The following is a 23,589-nucleotide window of genomic DNA, read 5'->3' as shown; positions in this document are numbered from 1 at the left end:
TCTGAATTCTGAAAAGGTGGCTTCAGGCTTGGGGTGGCGCGCGGGTCAGCCGCGCGGGATCAAGGGGTTGGCCTTGCGCGATCCGCTTCGCCACAAAGCGGAATGTCAGGACCCGGTCCGTGACAGACAGCAGTCTCTGCTGAGATGCGGGCAGGCCGCTCAGATGATCCGAGACACGGCAGGCTTCGCAGTCGACCCCCACCACATTCCCGTTTTCATCGACCGTCCCGCAGATGTCGGCGATCGAACCGCCCGCTGCAACATATGCCGCCAACTCCGGCGACATCTCGGGTTGTGCGACGCGATGCGCAAAGCTTGTTGCGACCAGGGCGACGAACACCCAGGAGACGACACACAATCTGGCAACGGCACTGGCCCAACGGATCATATAGTAGCTCTAGCGGAAGTTGTTCTGCCTCGCCAGAGCGCTTTCGGTCGCGACCTTCGGATGCAAAACGACGCCCAACCGCCCCGCGCCGCATGTCGCGATCACCGTGTCACTTGATTATAGGTCAATGACCTAATATCTTGATTGTGTCGTGAGCGAAAGGGCACAGCGTGACGAAAGCAGCCTCTTCCATCAGCCCCAAGGGCGAAGACCGGCGTGACGCGATTGTCCGCGCAGCACGGCAAATGCTGCTCGACGAGGGGTATGCGGGGGTGTCGGTGCGGAAGATTGCAAGCGAGCTGGGTATCTCCGTGGGCAATCTGCAGTACTACTTCCCGACCAAGGACGATCTCGTCGAAGCGGTTATCACTCGCGAAACGCAAAAACCCATCGATCTGGTGAATGATCTGCCGTGGAGCCCGGACACTGTGAGCACGAGCATTCGCACAGCGGTCAAAGCCCTGATCGGTTACTATGCGAGCGATGCCGGCCGCCTCTATGCGATCACGGAGGCTTTGGCTCTGCACGACCCGCGCTATGCCAAACTGAAGGCCGATGGCTATGCCTATGTCTTTGGCCAGGTCGAGCAATTGGTCGCCGTCGTCTCGCCAGATCTGGCCGCCGACCGTCGGGGCGGACTGGCACGGGTTCTGGTCGCCCTGATCGACGGTGCATCGCTGCAGGTTCAGTTTGCGGGAAAGGGCGGCGAGGCGGATGGACTGAACGCGCTCGTGACCGATGTCACGACAGCCATCGAACACATTCTGAAGCGTTGGGAATAGCTTATGCATTGGCTCTATCTTGGTTTGGCCATCGTTGCCGAGGTGATGGGCAGCGCCGCGCTGAAGCAATCAGCCGGGTTTGCGAGGCCAGGTTTCGCCGTCCTGTCGGTCGTCAGCTTTGGGGTCGCGCTGTTCTTCCTGTCACTCGCGCTCCGTGTCGTGCCACTGGGCATCGCCTACGCCATCTGGGCCGGCATCGGCATCGTCCTCGTGTCGTTGCTGGGTGCGCTCGTTTTTCGCCAGACGTTGGATGTGGCCGCGATAGCTGGGATCGGACTGATCGTCTGCGGCGTGATTGTCATCAACACACTCTCGAGCTCCGCGACAGAGCCGTCACCATCAATTGAAAGGAGATAACCCATGCTCACCTGTTCATTCTGTGGCGCCGCGGCACAGTCGGTCGATGCGCTTCTCGCCGGGCCAGACGTGAATATCTGCGATCAGTGCATCGATGTCGGTGTCCGTACGATCGCGACCCGCGATGCGTTGGAAACACCTGATCCTGAGACCTCTGATTTGGTGAAAACCGGAGATGAGACCCTGCTTCACCAGATGGCGGCGACATCCGCGCTGGTGGACAAGACCCGCGACCATCTTCAGAGCCAGGTGCGAGAGCTGCGTGCTCGCGGGATTCCCTGGGCTGCGATAGGCGCAGTGCTCGGGGTCTCGCATCAAGTGGCTGAAGAGCGGTTCCGCTAGGCAAGCAGGTCGTTGGTTATACCCGATGAACAAAGGGCTCAGCCCTCGTGCCCGACTGGCATGTCGGGCCATCTGATGTCGAGAGTAAGTGCTTTCAACGTGCTCGAAGGGCTGGTCTAGGCCGCGAGATAGGCGTCTCTCACATCCGGGTTGGCATTCAATTCGGCAAACGTGCCGGAGTAGACCCGCGCGCCGCTTTCGATGATGATCGCGCGATCCGCGACCGCTCGGGCGAAATGCAGGTTCTGTTCAGACAACAGAACCGTCAGCCCCTCGGATTTCAGCTGTGTGATCACCCGCGCCATCTGCTCGACGATCACCGGGGCGACACCTTCGCTGGGCTCGTCCAGCAGAACAAGCGACGGGTTGCCCATGAGCGTCCGCGCGATGGTCAGCATCTGCTGCTCGCCCCCCGAGAGCGCCTTGCCGCGATTGCCCCGCCGCTCGGCCAGGTTGGGAAAGAGATCGAACAGCATGTCCTGTGTCCAGGTGACGGAGCCTTCGCGCGGCGGCTGGTAACCGACGACCAGGTTTTCGACCACCGTGAGGTCGGAAAACACGCGGCGATCTTCGGGGACATATCCGACCCCGAGCTTTGCAATCTTGTGCGGCGGCAGGGTCGAGATGTCGCGCCCTTCAAAGCGGACTGTGCCGGAAGCGGTGCGCACGATCTGCATCACCGATTTCATCGTCGTGGACTTGCCCGCCCCATTGCGCCCCAGAAGGGCCACAACCTCGCCCTTGGGCACGTCAAAGCTGAGGTCGCGCAACACATGCGCCTTGCCATAGAAACTGTTGATCTCCTGGACCTCAAGCATGGGCGGCGTTCCCGTTTTCGGCAAAGACGGTGCCGCCTCCGAGGTAGACCTCCTGCACGGTCTTGTTGTTGCGGATGTCTTCGGCGGTGCCTTCGGCGATCAATGCTCCACGGTTCAGCACCATGATCCGATGAGAATGGGCAAAGACCACATCCATATCGTGCTCCGTGAAGAGCACGCTGACACCCTTGGTCTGCACGATGTCCGCGGTCAGTTTCATCAGGGCCACCCGCTCTTTGGGCGCCATGCCTGCGGTGGGTTCGTCCATCAGCAAGACCTTGGGATCATGCGCCAAGGCGATGGCCAGTTCCATTCGTTTGAGGTCCCCGTAGGCCAATACCGCGCAATGGCGGTCGGCCTGATCGGCCATGCTCACCAGATCCAGCAGCGCGAGGGCCTCCTCGCGGTACTGTCGCGTGGCGAAGGGCAGAAAGCGCAGCACCTCGCCGTGATGCGACAGGAGCGCCATCTGCACGTTCTCGACCACCGTCATCGATGAATAGGTTGCGGTGATCTGGAACGTGCGGCCGACGCCCTTGCGCCACACCTGGCGCGGTTGCAGGCCGGTGATGTCCTCATCGCCGAGCATCACCTGGCCCGCTGTCGGTTTCAGCTGTCCCATTAGCATGTTGAAGCAAGTGCTCTTGCCTGCACCGTTGGGGCCGATCAGGGCCAGAAGCTCGCCGCTGTGCAGCTGAAAGGAGACGTCATCCACCGCCACAATGGCGCCGAAGTGCCGGGTCAGCCCTTTGGTTTCGAGAACAGCGTCCATCACTGGTCCTCCACCTTGCGCAGGCCAACGCGCTCGAGCCCCTTGCGCAGCGACCCTACCACACCGTCCGGCGCGGCGATCACAACGAAGATGATCAGCAGACCCATGAGCAGGCGCCAGTACTCAAAGCGGATCAACACCTCCTCGATCCCCTTGAAGAAGCCCGCGCCCACGACCCCGCCTGCGAGCGTCTTGACGCCGCCCAGGAAGACCACGATCAGCGCGTCGAAGCTGCGGGCGATCTCGAGCTCGTTGGGAAAGACACTGCCTTTGGAAAACACGAAGAGTGCGCCGGCCAACCCACCCATGAACCCGGCAAACCCAAAGGCCAGAAGGCGGACCTTGCGGGTGTCGATGCCGGTCGCCTCGGCCTGCCGTTCGCTGTCACGCGCGGCGCGCAGTGCGTAGCCGAAGGGGGAGTGCGCCACATGGCGCAGGATCAAGATGCCGGATACAGCAAACACCAGCGTGAAGTAAAAATAGACCGTGGTGTCCTTGAGCCACTCCGCAGGCCAGATATTAACCAGACCATCATCGCCGCCAGTGAAATCGCCCCATTGGAACACGAGGCTCCAGATCAGCTGGGCAAAGGCGAGGGTCAGCATCGCGAAATAGACACCGGTTAGGCGCAGGCAGACCCAGCCAATCGCCAGCGCGACAAGCCCGGCGCCGATGGGCGCCAGCAGGAAGGCAAGCTCCATCGGGCTGCTCACATGGGTCACCAGCAAAGCCGCCACATAAGCGCCACCGCCGTAGTAGGCCGCATGCCCAAAGCTGACGAGCCCACCGGTGCCGAGCAGGAAGTGCAGAGACGCGGCAAAGAGGCAGAAGATCAGCACATCGGTGATCAGCACCATGGAGAAATGCGATCCGTAGACCGGCAGCAGCGCCAACAGTACCAGACCCACGGCCACCACCATTCGCATCCTATTGGACGCGGGTTTGATCGGGCGTTCGGGCTCGCCCACTTGACCATGCTCACCCGCGACCTCTTCACGACCGAAGAGGCCGTAGGGGCGGATCATCAGAACGACGATCATCACCACGAACATCAGCACAAGCGTCGATTGCGGCAGGTAAGAGACGCCAAAAACGTTGAGCACCGAGATGATGATCGCGGCAAGATAGGCGCCCGGCAGCGAACCCATGCCACCAATCACCACGACCACGAAGACCGGGGCGAGGATGTTGAAATCCATCAGCAGATCGGCCCCACCCTTGGGCAGCTGCAGCGCGCCGCCCAGCCCCGCGAGCGCGGAGCCAAGCGCGAAGACGCCGGTGAAGAGCCAGGACTGGTTGACGCCGAGCGCGCCGACCATCTCACGGTCCTGCGTGGCAGCGCGCACCAGCACACCGAGCCGGGTCTTGGTGATCAGATACCACAGGGCCACAGCGACAAAGGGCGTGATGATCAGCAGGGCGATGTCATACTTCGGGATCGGCTCGCCCATGATCCGGACCACACCGCGCAGCCCCGGTGCGCGCGGGCCCAATAGGTCTTCAGGGCCCCAGATCAACAGCGCCAGATCCTGGATCACGAGGATCACCCCGAAGGTCGCCACCAGTTGGAAAAGCTCCGGCGCACGATAGACCGGCCGCAGCACCAGGATCTCAATGAGAAGCCCCACGAGGCCAACCACCAGCCCCGCAATCAGGATCGAGCCCCAGAAGCCTACGGCGCCCGGCAGCACCTGCATCAGGCTGTAACCCGTATAGGCGCCGATCATGTAGAGGCTGCCGTGCGCGAAGTTGACGATCCGCGTGACGCCGAAGATCAGAGACAGACCGCAGGCCACCAGGAACAGGGAGCTGGCGTTGGCCAGACCTGTCAGAATCTGAGCGACGAATAGTTCCATCAGGCCTACCTGCGTTCAATGTCTGCTCGAAAAGATGCGCGCCCGGCCGCATCGAGAGATGCGACGCGACCGATGATGCCGGAGCTTATTCAGCAGGCCGCAGCGCGCGGACCTCCTCATCCGACGGCAGGTAGTCCGCGCCGTTCTTGTACTCCCAATCAATCATTACACCGCGCCCGTCGCGCACTGTCGTCGTGCCGACATAGGCGCCCGCGGTCGATTGATTGTCGATCGAGCGGAACGTGATCTCGCCCATCGGGGTTGGCACCTGCAGATCCTCGAAGGCCGCGCGGATCGCTTCGGTTTCGGTTGAACCCGCCTTCTCCAGCGCCGCGACGATGGACTGCACGGTCATGTATCCGACCAGCGAGCCGATGCGGGGGTGGTCGTTGTACTCGGCTTGATAAGCCGTGACGAAGTCGCCCTCTGGTCCGCTGTCGAGATCGTACCAGGGGTACCCCGTCACCGTCCAACCTTCCGGGGCCTCGTCACCCAGCGGGTCCATGTATTCCGGCTCGCCAGACAGCAGGCCGTAGACGTTGCGCCCGTCGAAGAGCCCCCGGTCCGTGCCTTCGCGGACGAACTTGGCGAGATCGGGGCCGAAGGTGACGTTGTAGATCGCGTCCGGTTTGGCCCGTTCAAGCGCCTGCACCTCGGCGCCCGCGTCGATCTTAAAAACGCCTGGCCATTGCTCAGCCACGAACTCCACGTCCGGGCGCAGCTTGGTCAGTGCGGCCTTGAAGGCGGCCACCGCATCTTTGCCATAGGCATAGTTGGGTGCGATGGTCGCGTATTTCACCGCATCGGTCTTGGCTGCCGCTTCGGCGAGCATCGAGGCCTGCATGTGGGTCGAGGCGCGCAGGCGGAAGGTGTAGGGGTTGCCCGCACTCCAGACCAGAGCATCGGCCAGCGGTTCGGACGCGAGATACACATAGCCCTTCTCTCCGGCATAGGACGAGATGGCGAGCCCTACGTTGGACAGGATGGTCCCCGTCAGCATCACCGCGCCTTCGCTTGTCATGAGCTCTTCGGCGATCTTGACGGCTTCGCCCGGTTTGCCCTGATCGTCGCGGAACACGAATTCAAGCGGGCGGCCCAGGACTCCACCTGCGGCATTGACCTCTTTCAGTCGCAGCTCAATGCCCTTTTTGTAGGGCTCGGCGAAGGCCGCGAGGCGCTTGTAGTGGTTGATCTCGCCGATGATGATCGGGTCTTCGGCATACGCCACCTTGGCCAGCGGCAGCGCGGCCAGCGTGGCCACGCCGAGCAGCGATTTCAGGAAGGTCTTGCGCTTCATAAGGTTCTCTCCGTGTTGGCGATATGACGTCAGTCATGTTGGACGAAGACCGGGGCGACGGGATCGCCCAGATCTTCGACGGCTTCCGCTTCGATCAGCTCTCTGATTCTTTTGCGGTATACATTCGGGCCCTTGTCGATGGCGATCCGCACCGGCCTGCGGGTCTGGGGGCGTTGTTCTGCGATATGGATCGCTTCGAGGATGTCCTTGTCTTCCTGGAAGGCGGCGGCCAGCAGCGCGTCCATCCTGGCCGAGGCGGCCTCATCCCCGACGGCGGTGTTTCGCAAATGCATCCAATGGTCGATTGTCTCGTTCTCGTTCACGGGCGTGACGAAATGCAAGGCAAAGACCCGGACACCGCGATGGCGTTCCTCCTCGGGGCAGTTCTCGGCAGTATCGATGCTGCCGAAATCAATTACCGCCGTCGAGGGCAAATGCAGATCATAGTAATGCCAGCGGTCCACATTGCCGTCAAAGCCGCCAAAGGCCTGGAAGAACCCGACGGGCGGTGCATCGCGGATCCAGCGCCACGCCCGAATGATCGATCCGGATGTGGAGACATGCACCGGGATATCCTCGGAGGAGGCGTTGCCCAGCGTGGTGGGATGCACAAAGCTCACATGCGCCGGGTCTACGAGGTTCTCCGCGACATTCAGGTAGTGGGCATTGATATGCAGGTGCCCGCCGTAATGCAGGTGCCAACCGTCCTGCGACAGTTGGGGGATATCAAAGATGGTTGCAGGATCGGCCGCTGCGGGATCGCCCATCCAGACCCAGACGACCCCGTGTCGCTCTTCAACGGGGAAGGCCGGGACATTCGCACTTTTGGGCGTGTTGGTCTGTCCAGGTACGCGGACGCAGGTCCCAGACCCATCAAAGGTCATCCCGTGATAGCCGCATTGGATCGCGTCGCCGACCAGCTTGCCCTTGGAGAGCGGCAACAGCCGATGCGGGCAGCGATCCTCGAGCGCATGCAGCACGCCAAGACTGTCGCGGAAAAACACAAGAGGGATGCCGACAATCTCGACTGGCTGCACCGCTTGGGCGAACTCGGTCGACCACCCCGCCACGTACCAGCTGTTCCGAACGAACCTCATTGCGTCTGCCGCTCCCTAGTTCTTTTTCAGAACATTGAGGGACATTAATCATTTTCTGTCAAACGAAATTTGTTAGCGTACGAATGTTATTCGGGCGCGAGCGATATCTGTTCATCCCTTAGGCGCTGGCAGAAAAAGCCAAGCAGACCAAGGCGCGGAGCCCGATTGCCTGCGCACAGGTATCTAACGATGAGGGCCCTAAGCCAACTCCAGATGGGCCCCCGCCGGCTTGCGAACCGAAGGCTAGTCCACGAAGGCGCGTTCGACGACATAGGTGTCGGGGCGGTTGTTCGATCCCTCGACCAGCCCAAAGCCTTCGAGCGCGGCCTTGGTGTCCTTCAACATCTCCATTGATCCACAGATCATGCCGCGGTCCGTGCTCGGCGAGATCGGGTCGAGGCCCAAGTCCTTGAAGAGCGCGCCCGACGCCAGCAGATCGGTGATCCGCCCTCGCCTTGCATAGTCCTCGCGGGTCACGGAGCCATAGTAACGCAGGCGGTGTGCCACATCGCCCACAAGCGGGTCCTGCTTCAACGCAGCCACGAGGTCCTGCCCATAGCGCAGCTCCACCGCTGTACGGCAGGTGTGCGCGAGGATCACCTCGTCGAACTTCTCGTAGGTCTCGGGATCGCGGACCAGGCTGGCGAAGGGTGCGATGCCCGTCCCGGTCGACAACATCCAAAGCCGCGTGCCCGGCAAAAGCGCGTCAAGCACCAATGTGCCCGTGGGCTTTTTGCGCATCAGGACCGTGTCGCCCTCTTTGACCTTCTGCAAGTGCTCAGTCAGTGGCCCTCCCGGTACCTTGATCGAATAGAACTCCAGTTCCTCATCCCAGCTGGGCGAGGCCACGGAATAAGCGCGGAACACCGGCTTTTCCGCATTAGGTAGGCCGATCATGACAAACTCGCCAGACCGAAACCGGAAAGATGCAGGGCGCGTGATGCGGAACTTGAAGAGCCGGTCCGTATAATGCGCGACCTCCGTGACCGTCTGAGCAAAAACGCCAGCGGGGATCGGAAAACTGTCTGATGTCTGCGTCGAATCCAAAGCCATAATCTCTCCTCTCAGCCTTACCTATAATTCATTTGTATACAAACAAATTAGAGCCAGTCGTAGCGACCCGACCCCACCACTGTCAAGCCCGGGCGGGCTGCGCTATTTGGCTTGACGCACATGCGCCAGATATGTTGGCATACAAACAAATATGTGGAGGGTGCGATGGAAAAGCTGGTCATTCGGAATATCGGTCAAATCCTGTCGGGGAAGTTCGAAGACCCGATCTTCGACGGAGACTGCCTCGTAGCCACTGATGGCAAGATCACGGCTTGGGGCGCGGAGAAGGATCTAGACTGCGAGGGGGCCACAACAGAAGTCGACGCCAAAGGCGTGACGCTCGCGCCCGGTCTGATCGACAGCCACGTGCACCCGGTCGTCGGCGATTACACCCCCCGGCAGCAGCAACTGCATTGGATCGACAGCACGCTTCATGGCGGCGTCACGACGATGATTTCAGCGGGAGAGGTGCATATGCCGGGTCGGCCAAAGGACATCGTCGGGCTGAAGGCGATGTCGATCGCGGCGCAGCGCTGGTATGAGAACTTCCGCCCCTCCGGCGTCAAGGTGCACGCAGGCGCCCCGGTGATCGAGCAGGGGATGGTGGAAGAGGACTTCGCCGAGATGGCCAAAGCGGGCGTCAAGTATCTGGGCGAGGTCGGCCTCGGCACCGTCAAGGATGGCAAAACAGCCCGACAGATGGTGAGTTGGGCGCGCAAATACGGGATGCAATCGACCATCCACACCGGCGGGCCATCGATTCCCGGATCGGGTCTGATCGACGCGGATATGGTGATCGAGACCGGTACGGACGTCATCGGCCACATCAACGGCGGTCACTCCGCGCTGCCGGACGATCAGATCATCTGCCTCTGCGAGACCTGCACGTCAGCTTTCGAGATCGTGCACAACGGCAATGAGCGCGCCGGGGTTCTGACAGTGAACACTGCGCGAGAGCTCGGCAAACTGGATCAGGTCATCCTCGGCACCGATGGGCCCGCGGGCTCAGGTGTTCAGCCTTTGGGCATTCTGCGGATGATCGCGATGCTCTCTTCTTTCGGCAATGTGCCCGCTGCACAAGCCTTCTGCTTCGGCAATGGCAATACCGCGCGGCAACGCAACTTGGATGTCGGGCTGATCGAGAATGGCTATGCGGCTGACTTCGTGCTGCTGGATCAGGCGCAGCATTCGCCCGGAAAGACGATGCTGGAAAGCGTGGAGCAAGGCAACCTGCCGGGTGTCGGCATGACGATCATCGACGGAATTGTGCGGACCACCCGGTCGCGTAACACGCCACCCGCGAACCGTTTTCCCGAACAGATCAGGTAAAGGTTAGCAGATCTTGCGCAGCAGACGCGCAAGGGTCTTGCGCTCGCCAGCGGAGAGCGGCGCCAGCGTTTTCTCGGTGATGCGCAGCCCATCCGCCTTCAGATCCGCGATTAATGCGGCCCCTTTCTCGGTCAGACAGATGTTCGACCGCCGCTTGTCGCCGGGGTCCGGCTTGGCGGTGACAAGCGCCTTTGCCTTGAGCCGGTCGACAACGCCCTTGATTGTCGCCACATCCATCGCCGCCAGTCGGCCCAGGTGGTTCTGCGACACCTGCCCATGTTCGGAGATACGGATCAGGGTCGAAAACTGCGTGGGCGTGAGCCCGTCCGAGATATGTGCCTGAAAGATCGCCGCATGGCGCTGGCCCGCGAGACGCAACAGATAGCCGATCTGCTCATCCAGCACATAGTCCGGCTCCAGCGTCGCGGTTTCTGCTCGTTTGACCATGGCTTATCGCAACCCGTCTTTGCCCTCGGCCTCTTCATGCGTCAGGCCACCCACCCGTGGCAAGGGGCGACCGCTGTCGGTGACCGCCACGGCCACGAGGATTTCATTGGCACGCGGCGCGTCGTTGAGCCGAACCTCGATGCCATCGAAATGGCTGCGCACATAGGCCGCGTCCTTATGGCCAAGCGGCACGTCCAGAACCTGACCCGGGCTGCCCATCTTCTTGGAGGAGGGCACAAGGGCCGCGCCTTTCTCAACCTCCTTGCGCAGAGGCGCGCCAAGTTTGGGGTGCAAGATGGCCGCGGCATGCTCAAGCTCGCCACTCTCACCCACCATTGCGGATTTGCCGTAGCTTTCGGCCTGCTCCGGCGTGATCCCTAGCGCCTCGACGCACTTCCGTCCCAGCAGCGCGCCTAGCTCCGCCCCAATCTCCATCAGCGGGCTCAGGTCTTCTTCGTACCGGCCCGCAAAGGGGTTCTCGATGACTGCGGCCGCAACGGCCTTGCGGGTCGCCGGTGCGATGGTGCGGCCAATCTCGATGTGCGTTTCTTCCACATTGACCGCGATTTTTCTGATCTTGGTGCTCATCTGAGACCATCCTTTCCTTCGACATCAGCGGCCGCGAGACCGCCCACGCGCTCATGAATGCGCGGGCCCGTGGTCATCACCAACACCAAGGCCATCTCCCCCGCTTTGGGCGCATCGCTCAGCCCGACTTCCATCGCGTCAAAATGGCTGCGCACATAGGAGGCGTTGATGTGGGTGATCGGCACATCCAGCCGCCCGCCCACGCCGACGACTTTCTTGGTGGACGACACAATCGCGTTGGAATTGTCGAGCAGCTCCCGCATCGCATAGCCACCCGGCACGTGCCAGAGCGCCCCATGCTCCAGCTCTCCGGCCTCGCCGACCAGCGCGCCCTTACCGTAGCCTTCGACCTGCGCAGGCCCGCCCAAGAGGTCCACCAGCCGCTGCGCCATCGCCAGCCCAAGCGGTTTCAGGTCCTCCATAAACCACTGGATATCGGGCTCATAACGGCCCGCAAAGGGGTTCTCAATCACCGCGATGCCCGCGGCTCGTTTCAGCGGACGCTCGGGCGCAGGGCCACCCTCGTGAAAAATCTCTTCAACCGAAAAGGCCGTTTTGCGCAAGGCTGGCTCAGGCATGGGCGAGGTCCTCTTTGACGGGTCTAAGCCGTGGGCCGTCAGGCAGATCGGCGTGGGATTGCAGGAACAGGGCGGCGTCGGTGATCAACCCAGCTTGGGTGAAGCGCTGCGCAACCGCGCGGCCAGCATTCAGGGCGCGCTTGCACTCCGCGTCTGTGAGGGAGCCGCAGCCGACGACCACCGGGCGTGCGTCCAGATCGGTGTCATCGCTCAAGGCGCTGGCCGGACGGCGGCGTATGGAGCCGTGGCCGGGGAGGTCCACCGCGTTGGCAATCAGTGTGGCCGCCACGTCCGCCTGCGCTGCGGAGGGGGCCAGGACGGTCACACTATCGGCAATCCCGAGGCTGAAGCTGCGGCCATGCCGCCCGCTTGTTGCGATGCCGCCGATCCCGTCGCCCGCACGTACCACGATGCGGCCCAAGGCGCCGCCCTTATGGTCGGACATCATCAGCCGGAACTGTGCATTGCCTCTAAGATGTAGCGCGATGTCACCGCCGTTGTTCACATAGGCGCGCGTCAAGTCTGCCTGTGACACCATTGCCGCCAGCACCTCGTCCGAAACGGCGCCCGCGACCGCAGCCATACGGGTGAAGAACACTGTGCCCGGTACGCCAAGGGCGGCCCGGTGCATGCGTCGTGCGACCGACCCCTCCGGTACCGCGGCGGTCCGACACATCTCGGCGCGCAGCGCAGGCAACTCCGCGACCAACTCCTGCAGAACGGTCTGAAAGCGCGCCACAGCCGCTTCGAACGCAGCCTGACGCTCCCCCTCCGCGCCGATAATCAGGTCAATCGGCCCGTGCTGCAGATGCAGGCGCTGGCCGTCCGGCAAGATATGCGCTGTCGGTCCCACCTCGCTCACCCCCGCCCGGACCAGCGGAAGTTTCGGCGCGCCATCGGGTCGTGCGCGCTGTCGTTGGGTGCCACATGGCGAGCCTTGTCACGGTTTACATCGTCAACGGCCTGGATGTGATCCACATGGCCGCCGAGTGCCGCGTAGTCGCTGACGCGCAGGGTAAACTCGATGGGCGCCACGAGCGCCGGGGTTGGTACATAGCCAAAGGATTGTGTCGGCATGTCCAGTACATCCACCATCACCGTGATCCCGCCGCCGGGCCAGACGAATGCATCCGCGCCGCCGCAGGACACATGCGTGAGGCTGTCCTTGACCGAGCGCGTCAGCCGTACCGGGTTCTCCGTCACCCCGGCCCGCAGGCTGCCACCCGCGCCACCCATGAACAGGACCGAGCAGACCGAGGGTTCGCAGTTCTCCGCGATCAGATCTGCCGAGGCCTTGAGCGCAGGCGGGATCGTCTCAGGCTGCGGTATCAGATCGGCGTCCAGCTCGAAGTACGCGTATTGTTCGCCCGTGGTCGAGACCATCAACAGCCGCAGACCTTCCCAGGCGATCTTGGGATTGAAGGGCCCCAGAATGGTCAGCGGATCCTCGATGTCGGTCCCGCCCCAGCCGGTGCCGGGCTCGGCCACCTGGAAGTAGCGCCCGGGTGTGGAGCGGCGGCCGTTGATCTTGATCCCCGTGGCTGGCACATCGAGCTGCTTGCCGGTCTCATGCTCTGACAGCACGCCGGTGATATGATCGTCGACCACCACGACCTCATCCACATGGCCGATCCATTGCTTGGGAAACATCCCGATCGTCGCCGACCCGCAGCCCACACGCATCAGGTTCTCGGTCACGCCATTGATGATCGGTGGCTGTCCGGCCTGAACCACGAGCTCCGTTTCATCATCCGCCTCACCAACCACCATCGTCACCGCCTCGCGGTTGCAGAGTCGCATCAGCGCGTCACATGTGACCCGGCCTTCCTTTTTCGAGCCGCCGGTGAGGTGCTCGACACCACCCAGCGACAGCATCTTCGAGCCATACTCCGAGGTCGTCACATGCCCGACCGGCTCGCCCTCCACCCGCACCACGTCGCATTCGTGGCCAATGTGGCGGTCGGTGTCGATCTTCACCTTCACGCCACAATAACTGAAGATACCCTCAGTCACGACCGTGACCATATCGACTCCGTCGATGTCCTGGCTCACGATGAAGGGGGCGGGCTTGTAGTCGGGGTAAGTCGTGCCCGCACCCACGGCGGTCACGAAAGGACGCGCGCCCTTGATGATATCACCATCCCAGGGGTCCTCGGTCCCGCTCGGCATGAAGGGCACCAGCTTCTGATCGGCATTCTCGATGATCGTCAACGGATCCAGGCGGACCAGCGCCCCGCCGTGGTTGGCATAGCGATCACAGGCGCCCGACTTGCCATCGGCGATATAGCACATCACAGGACAGGCATCGCAGCGGATCTTCTCGGGCTTGAGGTCGTCTTTCATGTCTGGCCCTTCAGGATGGCCGCGCGTACCCGCGCAGGCGTCGCAGGCACCTGCGTCAACCGAACGCCCGTCGCCGCCTTGATCGCATTCAGCAAAGCAGGGGCCGTTGGGATCAACACATGCTCGCCCAGCCCCTTCGCTCCGTGCGGCCCATGGGGGTCAGGCTCTTCTATGATGAGCGTTTCGATGGGTGGGATATCCCCGATAGTCGGGATCAGATAGTCGTGCAGGTTCTCGGTGCGCCCGGGGATGTACTCTTCCATCAGCGCCATGCCCAGCCCCTGCGCAATCCCGCCATGCACCTGACCTTCCACCAGCATCGGGTTGATGGCGTGGCCCACGTCATGCGCGGCCACAAAGCGGACCGGCCTGACGGTGCCCGTTTCGGTGTCGACTTCGACCACCGCAAGATGCGCGGCATAGCCGAACTGCGCATAGGGCGCGCCTTGTCCATTTGCGTCCAGCGGCTCCGTCGGTGGATCGTAGGTTTCTTCGGCACGCAGAACAAAACCATCGGCATCGACTGGCATGCCCGACAGGTCGAGACGATGCGCCCCGGCTGCGTCTTCCGCAACGACCTCCCGCTGATCGACGCTGAGCGTCGCATCCGGGCCCACGTTGATCTTCTCCAGGATTTGCGCCCTCAAGGCCGCGCCCGAGAGGTGGGCCGCGTTGCCCGACACATAGGTCTGGCGCGAGGCAGAGGTTTTGCCGGCATCCGGCGTGACATCGGTGTCAGCCCCGACGCGCTCCACCTGCGTGACGGGCACCCCGAGCGCCTGCGCAAAGATCTGGGAGATGACGGTGTTCGAGCCTTGCCCGATATCGACCGCCCCCTGGTGCAGCACGATGCGACCGTCCGCCGTGATGCCTGACTTGATTGTCGATGGGTTTGGCAAAGAGGTGTTTCCGCAACCGTACCACCCTCCTGCGACGCCGACCCCGCGTTTGAGCGTGTCATTCTCACGGTTGAATGCGGCCGCCTCTTCCCGCTCCCGCTGCCACGCGGGGCGCAACGCCGTCAGGCAGGCCTTGATCCCCACGCCCTGTTCGAACACCTGTCCGCAGACCGTCGGCACACCGTTTTGAAGCGCATTGGTAATCCGGAAGTCCAAAGCATCCATGCCCAGTTTCTCGGCCAAGTCGTCAAACAGGCTTTCCTGTGCGATGGCCGATTGCGGCACGCCAAAGCCACGAAAGGCTCCAGCAGGGGGGTTGTTGGTATGAATGCCCTTGGATTCAGCGCGGTAGTCAGCGACAGCGTAGGGTCCCGAGGCATGCACCGGGACACGGTTGGCGACGGTTGGGCCCCAGCTGGCATAGGCGCCGGTGTCGAACTCGCCGTAGAAGTTGATACCCGCGATCTTGCCATTCCGGTTCGCGCCAATCCGGAGCGTGATGTCTGACGGGTGGCGCTTGGTCGAGCTTTGCATCGACTCCGCACGGGCATAGCGCATCCGCACGGGCTGCCCGGTCTTGAGCGCGGCGATGGCCAGAAACGGCTGTACTGTCAGATCCAGTTTCGAGCCAAACCCACCGCCGATACCTGTCGGCACGATCCTGATCTGGGCGGCCTCCATGCCCAGAATGACCTCGAGTGCCTCGCGGTCCATGACTGGCGCTTGCGTGCAGGCGTGCACTTCGAGACGCCCTTCCACCACCTGCGCAAAGCCCGCCTCGGGCTCGATATAGGCGTGTTCAACGAAACCACTGCGAAAGCGCCCCTCGACCACCACATCGGCCTGTGCAAGGGCGGCCTCGGCATCACCGCGGGCCACGAAGCCACCGCACATGACATTCTGTTTGCGCCCGTCGTGGAGTTCCGCCGCATCTGGTCTCTTTGCCGACTGCATATCGTTTACCGGACGGAGCTCTTGCCACCTGACCGGGAAGCTTGCCGGGTCAATGTCTGCGATGATCTCCGGCGCGCCGACGATGGCCGCCACCGCCTCGCCGCGGAACCGCGTCTCACCTTCGGCAAAGACCGGCTGATCGACGAATTGCGGGATCACGCCAAAGAGGTTCTGCCCCGGCACATCCGCCGCGGTCAGGATCGCAGCCAGCCCATGGGTGGCCGCAAAGCTTTCAAGATCTCCGAACGTGAAGACAGCGCGGTGGAACGGTGCGCGGACGACGAGTATCTCTAGGCACCCCGGCGGTCCCACGTCATCGCCATAGGCCAGATCGCCCGCGATTTTCGCGTCGGCATCGACATGCGGGATCGATACCCCCACACCACCGCTCCGCTCGGTCGCCACGGCAGCTGCGCCCATCACGGCATCGATGATCTTTCGGTAGCCCGTACAGCGGCAGAGCACGCCGCCAAGAGCGTCCTGAACCGCGCCGTCCGACGGTGCGGGCTGCTCTCGCAGAAGTGCCGTGGCCGACACCATCATTCCGGGTGTGCATATCCCGCATTGTGCCGCACCGTGGCCCTTGAAGCGCTCCGCCAGCGCCTTGGCGACGGGATCGCTGCGATAGAGGCCCGACCAGGTCTCAACGTCACGGTCCTGAACCTGATGGGCTGGTGTCAAACAAGCGCAAACCGGCTGGCCATCAAGAAGAACGGTGCAGGCTCCGCAGTCCCCCGCATCGCAACCCACCTTGACATCCCGGACGCCCAGGTCTTCCCGCAGTAGATCTGAAAGGCGCTGGCCGGGTGTGGGCGCGGCCATGATGGGCGCTTGGTTGAGCCTGAATGACAGTGTCTCGGTGGTGAAGTCCTTGCTCATCCGGCACCCGCCCATCTGATTGCGCGGATGATCTGCGTGCGTACGGTATCCAGCCGGTAGTTGGCATCGCCACGCACGTCATCAATCGGGGACAGCGGGTCAAGATGGTTTTCGGTCACCGCCACGTCGGCTGGCGCAACACCTATGATGTCGCGTTCCAGTTGGCGCATCCGTTGCGCAACCGGCGAGCATGCGCCAACCGCAATCCGCGCATCCGAAATCAGCCCTTGATCGTCGACTGCGATACCCGCCGCCGTCATACAAATCGAAATCACGAGGTATCGTCGCGCCCCGAGTTTCTCAAAGGCCGCGTGCATCGCGACGGGCTGGGCAGGGACCCAGATGGCGGTAACCAGCTCATCCGCTTGCAGAACCGTTTGGCGCACGCCGGTTACGAAGGCCTCAAGGGGCACCTGCCGGGGGCCGCGCAGCGCGCTGGCAATCTCGACCTGGGCATCGAGCGCCAGAAGCGCGGGCACCCCATCCGCCGCTGGCGACGCATTGCAGATGTTCCCGGCGAGCGTGCCTGCGTTCTGGATCTGGATGCTGCCAACCTCTTTCGCGGCGGCTTTGAGCCCGTCGAAAGCCGGTGGCAGGTCTTGGCGGATCACATCGCTCCATGTCACGGCGGCGCCAAGGCGTGTGCCGTTTGATCCGTGGGAAATTTCGCCAAACCCGGAAATCCTGGTCACATCCAGATAGCGCTTTGCCGCCGGTGCTTGGCCCTGCGCGGGATAGACATCCGTCCCGCCTGCCACCACCTGCCCAGGCTGGTCGGCCAAAAGGCTCAGCGCGTCTGTCAGACTGTCGGGAGCGAAATAGCCCAAGCGATACCTCACGCTCAAATTTGTTCGTATGCAAATGATAGGGTCGTGAGGTGTGGGCTGTCAACGCTGTTTCAGATCTACTGGAGGCAACTCATTCAAGGATCGGGTTCAGGTCGACCGGCGCAGATCGGCAGCACCCAATTCAATGAAACTGTAAAGACGCCTGGCCGCAATGAACCACATCGAGATCTCGTAAGGCTAAGGCAGTGTTGGCTACTCCGCGACCACCGGGAACCTTTCGCCCTCGGCAGGTGCTCGCCCGGGTAACCACGTCTCATGAACGAAGGACCATGAGACCCCCAGCGGCGTCCTCTCATCCGCTGTGTAAAGAACCGTCGATAGGCGAGCGGAACTTTCGCCGCCCAGATCGTGCCATTCCTCATAGCTCACCAGAGCATGGTCGCCCCAGTCATGCAGCACCTTTGCATCCTCCACCCGGATCACGAAGGCATCGCCATGCGCTGCCAATACCCCATGTGCGGCCTCGAATTCGACCAGCAACTCCGCACGCTCCGTGACGGTTCCAAGCGGGCTGATCACCCGACACGGGTCAGCCAGAGCATCCGCGAAAGGCGCAAAGCCCTCCGGCGTGCGCGGACATGTCCCGCGCAGCCAATCCTGCAAGACACCATGCAGCCTGTGCGCTTCCTCAAGGCATCGGGCTGCGAAGTCATCCATCGTCTGTTATCTCGCGACAGGTATGCAAGATCACCTCGCCTTCGATCATCTCATCGGCGCGGGCGAAGAACCGCGCGACGGCATCGGACCCATTATGCGCATCCTTCGCCGCCTCATCCGCAAAGCGCTCGTAGGTTGTGAACACTGAGGGTTCGTCCATGCTCTGCGAGATGTGAAATCCCATGGTCCCGGGCTCATGGTGCGCAACATGCGCGGCAACCTCCAACAGCGCATCACTTAATGCGGTCTCCTGGCCCGCTTTGGCGTGGATGATGGCTGTGATCGTGATCATCTCTGGTATCGCTCTGAGGGGGCCAGCACTTGCAGGGTCCGGCCCCCTCGATCGCGCCCTACTGTGCGGGCGTCAGTTCAGGTTCAGCCGCGGCGGGTTTGGCGACCGTTCCGGTCCAATCCACCGTCGCCTCGAAGGCAGCTGCGGCGGCATAGATCGTGCTTTCCGTGTAATCCGCGCCGGTCAGCATCAGGCCCACGGGCAAGCCATCAACTTCTCCACAGGGGATCGACATGGAGGGGTGCCCCGTCACATCGAATTGCGAGGTGTTTGCGATCATCTCGAAGGCCCGCGCAATCACTTCCGAAATCGGTGCGCCCGGTTCCGGCAGTTTGGACGCCGTGATCGGCAAGGTCGGCATCAGCAGCAAATCGTAGTCGGCAAAGACCGTATCATAGGCCGCCTTGACCTTGCGCGACAGGTTCTGCGCCTTGGCGTAGTAGCGCCCGTTGTAGTGATCGATCCCATATTGCCCGATCAGCATGCAGATCTTCAGGCTTTCGGAGAGGTCATCGGCCTTCCCACGCCAGCCCGCGTGATAGTCCATGAGCCCGACGTCATATGCACCTTTCCAGTTCATGCCCATCCCATTGCCCTGCATCATCTGCCACTGCAGACCTTCGATGGCAATCGGGCCCCAGACGGCAGCGGCCAAGAGGTGCTCGGGGATAGAGATCTCCTCGACCGTCGCACCCAGACCACGGTAAGTTTCGGCAGCCTCCTTCACGGCATCCGCCACGCCCGGCATCATGTTTCCGGCGACAAAGCCTTCTTTCAGGACGCCGATCTTCATGCCGGAGACACCGCGATCCAGCGCATCCGTGTAGCTGTCGATCTTCGGGGAATACTGGCGCGGGTCGAGCCCGTCCGCGCCCGCCAGCACCTCGAGCATCAACGCGTTATCGGCCACCGACATGGTCATCGGGCCGGTGTGGTCAATGGTGCTCTCAATGGGCATGACGCCGGTATAGGGCACGAGACCGTGGGTTGGCTTCATGCCTGCAATCCCGCAGTAGGACGCGGGCATGCGGATCGAGCCGCCCTGATCACCGCCGATGGCCATGTCCACATCGCCCGCCGCGACCAAGGCCGCACTGCCCGACGACGAGCCGCCCGCCGAATAGCCCATGCGGCGTGGGTTATGCACCATGGATGGCTTTGATGTGTGGCTGCCACCGGACAAGCAAAAGTATTCACAGACCGCCTTGCCTTCGATGGTGGCGCCTTCGTCCAGCATACGCGTCACAATGGTCGCATCGGCCACGGGCACGAAGCCCTCCAGCGTTGACGCACCGTTCGTCATCGGCACGCCAGCGAGGGCGACATTGTCCTTGAGAGCCACCGTCTTACCTTTGAGCTTGCCGTCTGCAGCCCCTTTGACCTCGACCTTGCGCGCCCAGGCGCCATAGGGGTTTTCGGCGGCCGTCGGCGCGTAACCGGAGGTCCGGGGATAGGCGACCGGTGGCGTGAAATCAGGCTCGGCATCGACGACGTCATAGGCATCGAGGTTGGGCTGCATGAGGGTGTGATACTCCTCCGCCTCGGCGCGGGTCAGGGTCATCCCCAACCCTTCCGCTATCTCTAGAACCTTGTCGACTGTGGGTCTTGTGATGGTCATGGATCGTCTCCTCTGGATCGGTTGGGTTTCGGTTTTGCGGCCTCCTCACCGCATGCGTGAACGCTCAGGCCGTCGTCATGCCGACGAATTCGGATACGGTTTCAGGGTTCTTCAAGTCCTGCGGCATCAACTCGCCAGTGATGGTGCCCTTCTGGATGATCAGCACCCGGCCCGAGAGTGCTGCGATGAAATCGAGGTTCTGCTCGACCAGCACGAGGGACAGCCCTCGCGTCCGCAAGGTCTTCAAGGTGTCCACGATTTCCTCAAGGATCGAGGGCTGTATCCCTTCGGTCGGCTCATCGAGCAGCATCAGTTTGGGCCGTGCACAGAGACATCGCGCGAGAGCGAGAAGCTGTTGCTCCCCGCCCGACAACGCCCCACCGCGCCGGTCGAGCAGACGCTGCAGCCGCGGAAAGAGCTCCAGGATCTCATCGAGCAAGGCGGGGTCTTCCTGCGCGCTGCCCGCCATGCCCATGCGCAGGTTTTCCTGCACCGTGAGGTCGGGGAAAATCTGCCGCCCCTGCGGCACCAGCCCCAGCCCGGCCAGCGCTCGCTTGTGCGCGGGCAAGCCTGTGATGTCCTGGCCGCCGAAGCGAATGCTTCCACCGGTGGCTGGCAAATGGCCCATCAGCGTGTTCATCAGAGTGGTTTTGCCCATGCCATTGTGGCCGAGAATGCCCAGGAACTCTCCGTCCTCGACCCCCAGGGTCACGCCTGCGAGGATCGGGATGCGGCCATAGCCGGACCTGAGTGCGTCAACCTCCAGGATCATGCCGCCAGCCCCTTGCCCAGATAGACATCGCGCACCCGTGCATCCTCGAGCACGCGCGCCACGTCATCTTCGATTAGCACGGCGCCCTGGTGGAGCACCGTCACTGTCCGGGCGATCATCTTGATGAACTGCATGTCGTGCTCGACCACGATCAATGCGCGGGTCTTGTTGATCTCGAGGATCAACTCCGCCGTCCGCTCGACTTCCTCATGGGTCATGCCCGCCGCTGGTTCATCCAGCAGGATCAGCTCGGGCTCACCCGCCAGAACGGTGCCGATCTCGACCCATTGGCGCTGACCATGGGCAAGCTGCCCGACCTCCTTGCCTGCGATCGGGGTCAGGCGCAGTTGGGTCAGGATCTTCTCCGTCAGCTCTGTGGCAAAACTTGGCGTGTGTTTGTGGCGCGCGGCGATCCACAGGTTCTCCTGCACGGTCATCGCGTTGAAGACATTGGGCACTTGCGTCTTGATCCCCACACCCTGCCGCGCGATCTCATGCGGACGCGCGCCCGAAATATCCTGGCCGCGCAGATGCACGTGGCCTTCGGTCGGATGCAGTTGCCCCGTCAGCAGCTTGAAGAAGGTGGATTTGCCAGCACCGTTCGGCCCGATCAGACAGCGCAGCTCGGATTCTCTTAAGGAGAAATCCACCCTGTCGACCGCCGTCACCCCGCCAAAGCGGATGGTGAGCCCGCTGGTTTGTAACAGAGGCGCGCTCATGTCTTCACCTTCACGTTGACCTCTGGCGGGGCTGCTTTGCGCTGTGCCAGACGTGATGCCACGATATCCCGCAGCGTCGGGGCGATCCCCTTGGGCACAAGCAGCACGAAGACAATCAGGATCGCGCCCAGGACGAAATTGGCGTCGAGCGCCTGTTGCGCACCGATCTCCGTGACCAGCCATTGCAGCAGCAGACAGCCGATGATCGGGCCGATCAGCGTGCCGCGCCCGCCGATGATGACCCAGATGATGATCTGCGCCGAAAGGCCCAGGGCAAAGATCGTCGGGCTGACGAATGCCCCCCAGTTGACATAGAGCGCGCCGGCAAAGCCTGCGATTGCGCCGCCGATCATGAAGGTGAGCAGCTTGTAAATCCGCGGATCATAGCCCAGCAGCGCCGCCCGCGTTTCGTTTTCGCGGATTGCAATGATGATGCGGCCGAAGGAGCTGGCAATCAGCAAGCGCAGGCCGAGATACACTGCTATCAGCGCGATGCCCGTGACCATCCAGGCCTGCTCCGGTGTCAGGATGTAGCTCGGGTCCCCCGGCAGGTTGAAGGTGGGCACCCCCGGCATGCCGTTGAACCCGCCAAGGCGCGCATCGCCGATCTTGTAGAAATCGCCTGCGGTTGAGTTCACGAGATTGAAGAGGATCAGTGACACGGTGAGGGTGATCACCCCGAGATAGACATCGCTGATCCCGCCATAGATCATGAAGTAGCCCAGCAGAGCCGCGAAGATCACCGGGATCAGGATCGCCAGCAGGATGGCGGGCGTACTGTCGGCAAAGTTGATGGCCGCCACCGCGTAGGTATAGGCGCCCAACCCAAAAAACGACGTCTGGCCGAAGCAGAGGATGCCGCCATAGCCCCAGATGAAGCCGAGGCTCAGCGCCAGAACCGCCATCGCCGCAAAGACTGTCAGTTGCATGATCTGGAACAGATCAACGTAGAGCGGGGCAGTGAGGATCGCGACGGCTGCGATGGCTGATCCGATTAGGGCGCCAGTCATTCCGTTCAGCAATTGCATTACAAGCGTCCTTTGAAAAATCGCCCCGAAATCCCGGTGGGCAGCAGGCGGATCAGGATCACAGCGGCGATGAATAGGATCACCTCGCCAAAGACCGGCGTGGTCAGGAAGGCCGCGATCTGGTTGATGAACCCAAAGAGGCCAGAGGCCGAAATCAGCCCCCAGAGGACCGAGGTACCGCCACCGACCACGGTGATGAAAGCCTTGGCGATGTAAGCCGCGCCCATGGTCGGGACGACGCCCGCAACCGGGGCCAGAAGCCCACCCGCAAGCCCCGACATCGCCGCGCCAGCCCCGAAGGTCGCCATGTAAACGCGTGCCGGGTTCACCCCCAACGTGGCCGCCATGTCAGGGTTCTGCATGACCGCGCGCGCGATCAGCCCGGCCCGGGTGTAGCGCATCACGCCAAAAACCGCGGTCATCAGGAAGAGCGCCATCAGAGCCAGGAACGGCGTGTAGAGGCTTGATTGGTATGCACCGACCTGAAAGCCGCCTAGGGGTGAGGACACGCCGACAATCGTATTGCCGAAGATCATCGTCGTGCCGCCGACGATCACAAGGCTGAGGCCCCAAGTCGCCAGCATCGTGTCGACCAATCGGCCATAGAGAAATTGGATCAGACATCGCTCGACGATCACGCCAACGAGCCCGACGAAAAGCGGCGCGATGACCAGCATCGCGAACCAGATGTTCACGCCCGCGTTCACCGAGAGCACAGTCGCGTAGGCCCCGAGCATGAGGAACTCCCCATGCGCGAGGTTGATGATTTTCATCATGCCGAAGATCACCGCAAGACCGGCGCTGATCAGCACCAGCGATGCGATGCCGCTGACAACGTCGAGCCCTACGATGATCGCGATGTCCATGCCGCCCGCC

The 23,589-nt window shown here is 62.4% G+C and carries 25 protein-coding genes; 4 read left to right on the top strand and 21 right to left on the bottom strand.

What is annotated here, in order from left to right; translation table 11 throughout:
• Window positions 1-22: 22 nt before the first annotated feature.
• Window positions 23-388 carry a hypothetical protein gene (locus ACVC7O_RS18930; RefSeq protein WP_458323672.1) on the bottom strand — a complete coding sequence of 122 codons (366 nt, stop codon included), beginning with the start codon at window positions 386-388 and terminating at the stop codon, window positions 23-25.
• 170 nt (window positions 389-558) lie between these two features.
• Here ACVC7O_RS18930 and ACVC7O_RS18925 point away from each other — a divergent pair, with 170 nt between their 5' ends.
• From ACVC7O_RS18925 to ACVC7O_RS18915, 3 genes are read left to right on the top strand one after another with little or no spacing between them, the layout of a single operon-like run.
• Window positions 559-1,170 carry a TetR/AcrR family transcriptional regulator gene (locus tag ACVC7O_RS18925; protein WP_458323671.1) on the top strand — a complete coding sequence of 204 codons (612 nt, stop codon included), beginning with the start codon at window positions 559-561 and terminating at the stop codon, window positions 1,168-1,170.
• A 3-nt stretch (window positions 1,171-1,173) separates the two neighbouring features.
• Complete coding sequence (locus ACVC7O_RS18920; RefSeq protein ID WP_458323670.1) at window positions 1,174-1,527, top strand: DMT family transporter; 354 nt, start codon at window positions 1,174-1,176, stop codon at window positions 1,525-1,527.
• A 3-nt stretch (window positions 1,528-1,530) separates the two neighbouring features.
• Window positions 1,531-1,869: a ClpX C4-type zinc finger protein gene (locus tag ACVC7O_RS18915; RefSeq protein WP_458323669.1), complete on the top strand. Its 339-nt coding sequence runs from the start codon at window positions 1,531-1,533 to the stop codon at window positions 1,867-1,869.
• Window positions 1,870-1,985: 116 nt separating this feature from the next.
• Here ACVC7O_RS18915 and ACVC7O_RS18910 read toward each other — a convergent pair whose 3' ends face one another.
• The 6 genes from ACVC7O_RS18910 to ACVC7O_RS18885 all read right to left on the bottom strand — a co-directional run bounded on the left by ACVC7O_RS18910 (window position 1,986) and on the right by ACVC7O_RS18885 (window position 8,762).
• Window positions 1,986-2,687, bottom strand: coding sequence for an ABC transporter ATP-binding protein (locus tag ACVC7O_RS18910; RefSeq protein WP_458323668.1), 702 nt, complete (start codon window positions 2,685-2,687; stop codon window positions 1,986-1,988).
• On the bottom strand, window positions 2,680-3,459 hold the full coding sequence (locus ACVC7O_RS18905; RefSeq protein ID WP_458323667.1) for an ABC transporter ATP-binding protein: 780 nt from the start codon (window positions 3,457-3,459) through the stop codon (window positions 2,680-2,682). Before ACVC7O_RS18905 ends, ACVC7O_RS18910 begins: the two co-directional genes overlap by 8 nt.
• Window positions 3,459-5,315: an ABC transporter permease gene (locus ACVC7O_RS18900; protein WP_458323666.1), complete on the bottom strand. Its 1,857-nt coding sequence runs from the start codon at window positions 5,313-5,315 to the stop codon at window positions 3,459-3,461. The genes ACVC7O_RS18905 and ACVC7O_RS18900 overlap by 1 nt, the downstream gene beginning before the upstream one ends.
• Before the next feature lie 85 nt (window positions 5,316-5,400).
• Window positions 5,401-6,612 (bottom strand): ABC transporter substrate-binding protein, encoded by a 1,212-nt coding sequence (locus ACVC7O_RS18895; RefSeq protein WP_458323665.1) that lies wholly within the window; start codon window positions 6,610-6,612, stop codon window positions 5,401-5,403.
• Between the two features lie 29 nt (window positions 6,613-6,641).
• Window positions 6,642-7,709 (bottom strand): aromatic ring-hydroxylating dioxygenase subunit alpha, encoded by a 1,068-nt coding sequence (locus ACVC7O_RS18890; protein WP_458323664.1) that lies wholly within the window; start codon window positions 7,707-7,709, stop codon window positions 6,642-6,644.
• Window positions 7,710-7,952: 243 nt separating this feature from the next.
• A complete protein-coding gene (locus ACVC7O_RS18885; protein WP_458323663.1) occupies window positions 7,953-8,762 on the bottom strand; it encodes a ferredoxin--NADP reductase in 810 nt (269 codons plus the stop codon).
• A 165-nt stretch (window positions 8,763-8,927) separates the two neighbouring features.
• Between ACVC7O_RS18885 and ACVC7O_RS18880 the strand changes: the two genes are divergently transcribed.
• Window positions 8,928-10,091, top strand: a complete 1,164-nt coding sequence (locus ACVC7O_RS18880) for an amidohydrolase family protein (RefSeq protein ID WP_458323662.1) — start codon at window positions 8,928-8,930, stop codon at window positions 10,089-10,091.
• A gap of 3 nt (window positions 10,092-10,094) precedes the next feature.
• Here ACVC7O_RS18880 and ACVC7O_RS18875 read toward each other — a convergent pair whose 3' ends face one another.
• The 14 genes from ACVC7O_RS18875 to ACVC7O_RS18810 all read right to left on the bottom strand — a co-directional run bounded on the left by ACVC7O_RS18875 (window position 10,095) and on the right by ACVC7O_RS18810 (window position 23,579).
• Entirely contained in the window at window positions 10,095-10,538 is a 444-nt protein-coding gene (locus ACVC7O_RS18875) for a MarR family winged helix-turn-helix transcriptional regulator (protein WP_458323661.1), read from the bottom strand.
• A 3-nt stretch (window positions 10,539-10,541) separates the two neighbouring features.
• Complete coding sequence (locus ACVC7O_RS18870; protein WP_458323660.1) at window positions 10,542-11,126, bottom strand: amino acid synthesis family protein; 585 nt, start codon at window positions 11,124-11,126, stop codon at window positions 10,542-10,544.
• Window positions 11,123-11,704: an amino acid synthesis family protein gene (locus ACVC7O_RS18865; RefSeq protein WP_458323659.1), complete on the bottom strand. Its 582-nt coding sequence runs from the start codon at window positions 11,702-11,704 to the stop codon at window positions 11,123-11,125. The genes ACVC7O_RS18870 and ACVC7O_RS18865 overlap by 4 nt, the downstream gene beginning before the upstream one ends.
• Entirely contained in the window at window positions 11,697-12,557 is an 861-nt protein-coding gene (locus tag ACVC7O_RS18860) for a UPF0280 family protein (RefSeq protein ID WP_458323658.1), read from the bottom strand. The genes ACVC7O_RS18865 and ACVC7O_RS18860 overlap by 8 nt, the downstream gene beginning before the upstream one ends.
• A gap of 5 nt (window positions 12,558-12,562) precedes the next feature.
• On the bottom strand, window positions 12,563-14,047 hold the full coding sequence (locus ACVC7O_RS18855; protein ID WP_458323657.1) for a 6-hydroxynicotinate reductase: 1,485 nt from the start codon (window positions 14,045-14,047) through the stop codon (window positions 12,563-12,565).
• Window positions 14,044-16,779 carry a molybdopterin-dependent oxidoreductase gene (locus ACVC7O_RS18850; protein WP_458323656.1) on the bottom strand — a complete coding sequence of 912 codons (2,736 nt, stop codon included), beginning with the start codon at window positions 16,777-16,779 and terminating at the stop codon, window positions 14,044-14,046. The genes ACVC7O_RS18855 and ACVC7O_RS18850 overlap by 4 nt, the downstream gene beginning before the upstream one ends.
• Window positions 16,776-17,606: an FAD binding domain-containing protein gene (locus ACVC7O_RS18845; protein WP_458323655.1), complete on the bottom strand. Its 831-nt coding sequence runs from the start codon at window positions 17,604-17,606 to the stop codon at window positions 16,776-16,778. The genes ACVC7O_RS18850 and ACVC7O_RS18845 overlap by 4 nt, the downstream gene beginning before the upstream one ends.
• A gap of 213 nt (window positions 17,607-17,819) precedes the next feature.
• A complete protein-coding gene (locus tag ACVC7O_RS18840) occupies window positions 17,820-18,284 on the bottom strand; it encodes a hypothetical protein (RefSeq protein WP_458323654.1) in 465 nt (154 codons plus the stop codon).
• Window positions 18,277-18,576: a putative quinol monooxygenase gene (locus ACVC7O_RS18835; RefSeq protein ID WP_458323653.1), complete on the bottom strand. Its 300-nt coding sequence runs from the start codon at window positions 18,574-18,576 to the stop codon at window positions 18,277-18,279. Before ACVC7O_RS18835 ends, ACVC7O_RS18840 begins: the two co-directional genes overlap by 8 nt.
• Before the next feature lie 58 nt (window positions 18,577-18,634).
• On the bottom strand, window positions 18,635-20,194 hold the full coding sequence (locus ACVC7O_RS18830) for an amidase (RefSeq protein WP_458323652.1): 1,560 nt from the start codon (window positions 20,192-20,194) through the stop codon (window positions 18,635-18,637).
• 64 nt (window positions 20,195-20,258) lie between these two features.
• Window positions 20,259-20,966 (bottom strand): ABC transporter ATP-binding protein, encoded by a 708-nt coding sequence (locus tag ACVC7O_RS18825; RefSeq protein ID WP_458323651.1) that lies wholly within the window; start codon window positions 20,964-20,966, stop codon window positions 20,259-20,261.
• A complete protein-coding gene (locus tag ACVC7O_RS18820; protein WP_458323650.1) occupies window positions 20,963-21,685 on the bottom strand; it encodes an ATP-binding cassette domain-containing protein in 723 nt (240 codons plus the stop codon). The genes ACVC7O_RS18825 and ACVC7O_RS18820 overlap by 4 nt, the downstream gene beginning before the upstream one ends.
• Window positions 21,682-22,713, bottom strand: coding sequence for a branched-chain amino acid ABC transporter permease (locus tag ACVC7O_RS18815; protein WP_458323649.1), 1,032 nt, complete (start codon window positions 22,711-22,713; stop codon window positions 21,682-21,684). Before ACVC7O_RS18815 ends, ACVC7O_RS18820 begins: the two co-directional genes overlap by 4 nt.
• Entirely contained in the window at window positions 22,713-23,579 is an 867-nt protein-coding gene (locus ACVC7O_RS18810; protein WP_458323648.1) for an ABC transporter permease subunit, read from the bottom strand. Before ACVC7O_RS18810 ends, ACVC7O_RS18815 begins: the two co-directional genes overlap by 1 nt.
• Window positions 23,580-23,589: the final 10 nt, after the last annotated feature.

This window comes from Roseobacter cerffii (genome assembly GCF_054226325.1).
The sequence above is the reverse complement of the archived record's forward strand: the minus strand, read 5'-3'. Positions and strand labels throughout refer to the sequence as shown.